This window comes from Hydrocoleum sp. CS-953 (assembly GCF_002260545.1).
In the GTDB taxonomy this organism is placed as follows: Bacteria; Cyanobacteriota; Cyanobacteriia; order Cyanobacteriales; family Microcoleaceae; genus Trichodesmium.
In genome coordinates, this window is sequence record NZ_LGSU01000820.1 from 1 (window position 1) to 4,868 (window position 4,868).

4 protein-coding genes are annotated in these 4,868 nt (G+C 35.8%); 1 reads left to right on the plus strand and 3 read right to left on the minus strand.

The window, feature by feature from the left end:
* The 3 genes from AFK68_RS10355 to AFK68_RS10365 all read right to left on the minus strand — a co-directional run.
* A partial coding sequence (locus AFK68_RS10355) for a CHAT domain-containing protein (protein WP_143437759.1) occupies positions 1-1,542 on the minus strand: 1,542 nt, incomplete at its 3' end.
* Positions 1,543-1,892: 350 nt separating this feature from the next.
* Positions 1,893-2,225, minus strand: a complete 333-nt coding sequence (locus tag AFK68_RS10360) for a XisI protein (protein ID WP_094672635.1) — start codon at positions 2,223-2,225, stop codon at positions 1,893-1,895.
* 80 nt (positions 2,226-2,305) lie between these two features.
* Complete coding sequence (locus tag AFK68_RS10365; protein ID WP_094672636.1) at positions 2,306-3,376, minus strand: DUF1822 family protein; 1,071 nt, start codon at positions 3,374-3,376, stop codon at positions 2,306-2,308.
* 239 nt (positions 3,377-3,615) lie between these two features.
* On the opposite strand from AFK68_RS10365, the gene AFK68_RS10370 reads away from it, so the two are divergent.
* Positions 3,616-3,879 carry a hypothetical protein gene (locus AFK68_RS10370; RefSeq protein ID WP_094672637.1) on the plus strand — a complete coding sequence of 88 codons (264 nt, stop codon included), beginning with the start codon at positions 3,616-3,618 and terminating at the stop codon, positions 3,877-3,879.
* The last annotated feature ends 989 nt before the right edge of the window (positions 3,880-4,868 follow it).

Genomic DNA, 4,868 nt, shown 5'->3' on the forward strand with positions numbered 1-4,868 from the left:
TTCTTTTTCTTCTAAGTTAGGGTTATTTTTCAGGTAGTCGCTCATCCACTTGCAAGCGTTGTCTATTAGCTCATCTCGGTTAAAATTCCACAGTTTGATAGTACCGTCCCCACTCCCCGAAGCAATCAATAATTCCTCAGCCAAATTTTCCCAAGGATTCGGATGAGGAAAACCAGGACGAATTTTCACCACAAAACGAGGTAAAATTTTCGTCTTTTGAGCCAACAATTGAGGAATTAAACCAGCAGCAACCAAAGAAGATTTCCCACTACCCGAAGCACCAATCACAGCAACTAAATTTTTACTTTCCAGCTTTGACAATAAAGAATTAGTCAACACTTTCCTGCCAAAAAATATCTCAGTATCATTTTCAGTAAAAGCACTCAATCCTTTATAGGGAGAACTCTGAATTTTTCCTCCCAACTCCAACCAACGGGGAGGAATTTCCGCAGGATTTTGACATAAAACAGGCAACCAACTCACACAAGGAAAATCCTTTTCTAATATTTGTAACCTTTGCCGACTCTCCCGCAAAGAACTATATAAAGATAAACCTTGAGTATAATTTTCCAGAAAAAATTGGAGAAACTTCGGAGCAATAGCCACAGGTAAATTTTCCCGCATCACAATAATTTGCGGTAAATGTAAATCCTCACCTTCTGCTAATTGATAAGCCAAACCCAAACCATCACAACAATTAAAAATCGCCAACTTTAAACCAGACTTAACAGCTTGTAAAAGATGATTTTTTATTTTAGAAATAGTCAACTTATCTTCAGCATTAATTTGAATCGTACCAATACTGCCATTATCTTTAGTTTTGCCATGACCAGCAAAAAACAAAATATCCCAAGATTCTTGCCACAAAGGTTCATCTAATTCTGAGCGTTGAGGTTCTATTAACCAACAAATTTCTGCATCAGGAATTAATTGTCGAATCACCTTTTTATCAGCATCAGTTCCGACATTATCTCCCAAAATAACTAAAATTTTTATCTTGTCTTGTTTGTCTGATTTTATTGTTGTATTAACTCGTTGAAAATTAGGAGAAGCGATAGAAATTTCAGCCTTCGGAAAATCCTTCAATAAATCCCATTCATGCCAAGGCAAACGTCGCAACCAATGATTTTCAGTTGCCAATAAAATTCTCGTACTTTCCGACTTATCCAAATTATTCCGAAGCAAAATTTCTATCGGTTGAAAATCGGGGGAACGTAACCAAATATTGAAAGTTTTCGCTAATAAATTAGCTGCCTTTTTACAAGCTTTAAAAGCATCATTTTTATCCCGATCCGAAAAATTAGTCAAACCAGGTTTAATTCTTATACGGTTAGAAAAAAAGAACTCTAAATTTAGATATAAACTTTGCCAATAACGATACTGCTCCAAAATTTCCGAATGTGAAGGTAAATGTGCTGACTTGCTAGCCATGGCTAACAATGGTTCATTATTTATCGAATCTACATCCTGGGAAATTTCACACCGCACCGAAAAACCCCGTGGAAATTCACCATCAATATTGAGAGTAACTAACTTTCCCATAACAACTCCTATTAATTTTAAAATTATATTATTGTAGGTTGGGTAGAGCGACAGCGAAACCCAACAAATACACACCAAAATAAGAAACCGGGTTTATTTTATTGATTACTTTTAAACCAGGAATTTTCGTCGATAAACCCGGTTTCTGGGTAAGTGCTAATCAAGTCAAATTTATTTAATGAAACATCATAGCAATCGTAAATAATTTGTGAAAAAACTGTAGGGGTTTGGTCTCCAAATCCCTTGGGTTTCGGTTTGGAAACCAAACCCCTACGATAAAATATTACAACCTATTACTATAGTAGTAGTTGGGTTTCGTACCTCAACCCAACCTACTAATTTAACAATTTCTAGTTAACAGAAAAATCAGAAAATTGTCGTACAAAAGGCGAACGAAAAGCCAAAACAATATCAGATTTTGGCACACCTAAATTTAATAATTGTTGAGCAATTCCTTGCTCAGTAAAATCTTGCTGAATCCATATTTTGCCATCCTTAATATCAACATGAATAGAACAACCATAATCCTGTTTTTCCTTTTGCCAACGTAAAGAAATTAAGAGGTAATGATTTCTTTCCGAATCCAAAATCAGTTGTGTTTCATATTGTGAATCTTGAGTATGATATTGATAGTTTTCTTTCACTATTTTTCTGACAATTTCTGAATAATTTAATTCTTCCATAAAACAATTACCTCCCAAGTACCGTTAACCCGTAGGGACGTTCCATGGAACCTCCCTACGAAATGTATTTTATATCTCAACTAAATAACAAAAATCTCCGTAATAACGGCTTCATCTAACACTAATTGTACCGTAAATTCTTCCCCTAATTCTCCTTCAAATTGACATTGAATAATCCTATCTTCACTTCTAGCTGTAACTTCTTTAAAAACTTCATTTTCACTTAAAACAATCAACTTAAAATTAGGAGGAAGATAAACATCATCCCCAGTCGGATAAACCTGTAAAGTTATTTCCACTTCAGAATAATCATCATTTTTTCGTACTAAATTTACCAGTAAAACTACAGCATGACTTAATAGATCGGCTCGTAAATCAATAAGTTTTGCATTTTTAATTCGGATAGTTCTAACTAATTCTAATTGTGAAGGAGTCAATAATTCATTTGCTGCTTGCCATCCAGTAGTTAAAATATTATCAAACCATTGAGTTAAATTCACCCGACTAGGTATGATTTCTACATCTATAATTGGAACACCTAACCTGTCTGAAAGTAAACCTTGTTGATGCAAAGATTCTACTTGCTCGCAAGCAGATTGAGAACCTTTAAAAACCAAAATTATACTACCCATTTTAATTTCCACTACCCTAATATAAGGACATCCTGTTATCGCTCTAACTTTGTTCTCAATTTCTAACAATTGTTTTGCTGAAACATCATCAGGTATTCTAATTAATAGACTTGTTTCTTTTTCAAAATTAGGAGGTTGAGGCTTTTTTTTATATTTAGATTTAAACAAATAAATCATTATATTTTTAGGATTACCAATTTCTCGTTCCAGCAACTTTTGTAAGCAAAAATGAATCCCTTTTTTCTTTTTATCATTACTTAGTTTAGTTCTGAGAGAATCAACTGATGCAATATCTTCTAATTCAGAAACCATATCTGGAAGTTGTTTTGCAACTAATGCCATTAATAAATACTGCTTGTGAAATTTGCTTAAGCCTTCCCCCATTCGCGACCATTCTTTTTTAATTTTTTCTAGGTCAACAATTAAATTATTAACATTCCAATCAGCTTGAGCTTCAGCATAGAACTTATAATTAACTAAATCTTGAAGACACTTAGGATTACTTGCATCTTGATTCATCAAATTTACCTCGCAACGTTTTTTTATAATAGTTATAATTTTACCATTGTTATTAATAATGACCGTTAGTCAGGAATAATTTGTATTATCAATTCGCCTTGTAGAGTATTAATTGTGAGGCAAAAAAAAGTTTTCTTGAGCTTCACTAGCAAAATCTAATTTAGTTATTGAAAAAATCATCCAGGCGATCGCTTACTACTGATCGCCCATACCAACAAAAAACAGGAGAATATTGATATATGTCTGCATCTGAAATTGTTATGCACCGGATGTTTGCTGAAGCTGTTGCCCACTATCACCCCTTCGCTGAATATCTCGGCTATCAAGAGGCAGCAGATGGATTTATTGTCTATTATGAAGGGACGAATGGTCAACAATATATGGCAATAGATACAGAAGGAAACGTCCTTGGAGATACGACTATGGGAACAACGAGAACAGTGGAAGTTTTAGCGGTAGGAGCTGCAATTCTTGATGCTATGTTTGGAGGTTCTTCTTCCTAGTTTTCTTCATCAAGATATTGGTTAAATGGCAAAGTCTTTACAACTTTGCCTACATTTTGGCATAACACCTCATAATTATATACTCACCATTTATCTAGGCACTAAATCATAAACGTAGTAGACCGACACATATTCAATGGTGCGTTNTTTTCTTCATCAAGATATTGGTTAAATGGCAAAGTCTTTACAACTTTGCCTACATTTTGGCATAACACCTCATAATTATATACTCACCATTTATCTAGGCACTAAATCATAAACGTAGTAGACCGACACATATTCAATGGTGCGTTAGATGTGGGGTGTGGGGTAGATGGGGAGTGTGGGGAGGGTGGGGAGAAAAAGACACCTAGAAACAAAAAATCTATTGCACAGTTTTAGCTGTGTCAGTCTAGTAGTAGACCGACACATATTCAATGGTGCGTTACGACGGATTGCTGAATCTCTTTCATAGTCTTAATTTAAGCCTTCTAACGCACCCTACTGGACCGACACAACTAAAACTGTGCATTAGGGAGTAGGGGAGTAGGGGAGTAGGGGAGTAGGGGAGAAAGATTTTTGTTGGGTTTCACCGGAAATTTTCATGCTTACTGTTAGATTTACATAAACCCGCTCCTAGGACAGTGGGTTATATCATTGGGGGCGGGTTTATCTGACTCAATGTGAAAGCTCGTTGTACGGACGCCCTTATGCAACGTCCCTATAGTGAAATCCGCCCCTAGGTCACCTGATTCCCTAATGCACTATTTGAGATGAAGCAGTCCACTAAGATTTACATAAACCCTACCTCATCGGCAGTTTTAAGTGTGTCAGTCCAGTATTAGACTGAGACAACTAATATAGAATCCGGGTAATTAGTTATCGTATCGCTCTAGGAGTCAGTCCTCGTAGGGGCGTTTCATGTCGCGCAGCGAAACGGCCGTTAGCTTCGCATAACTATCGTTAACGCCCGTACAGGAGTCAGGAGAAAGAAAAGATTTGAATAGCAT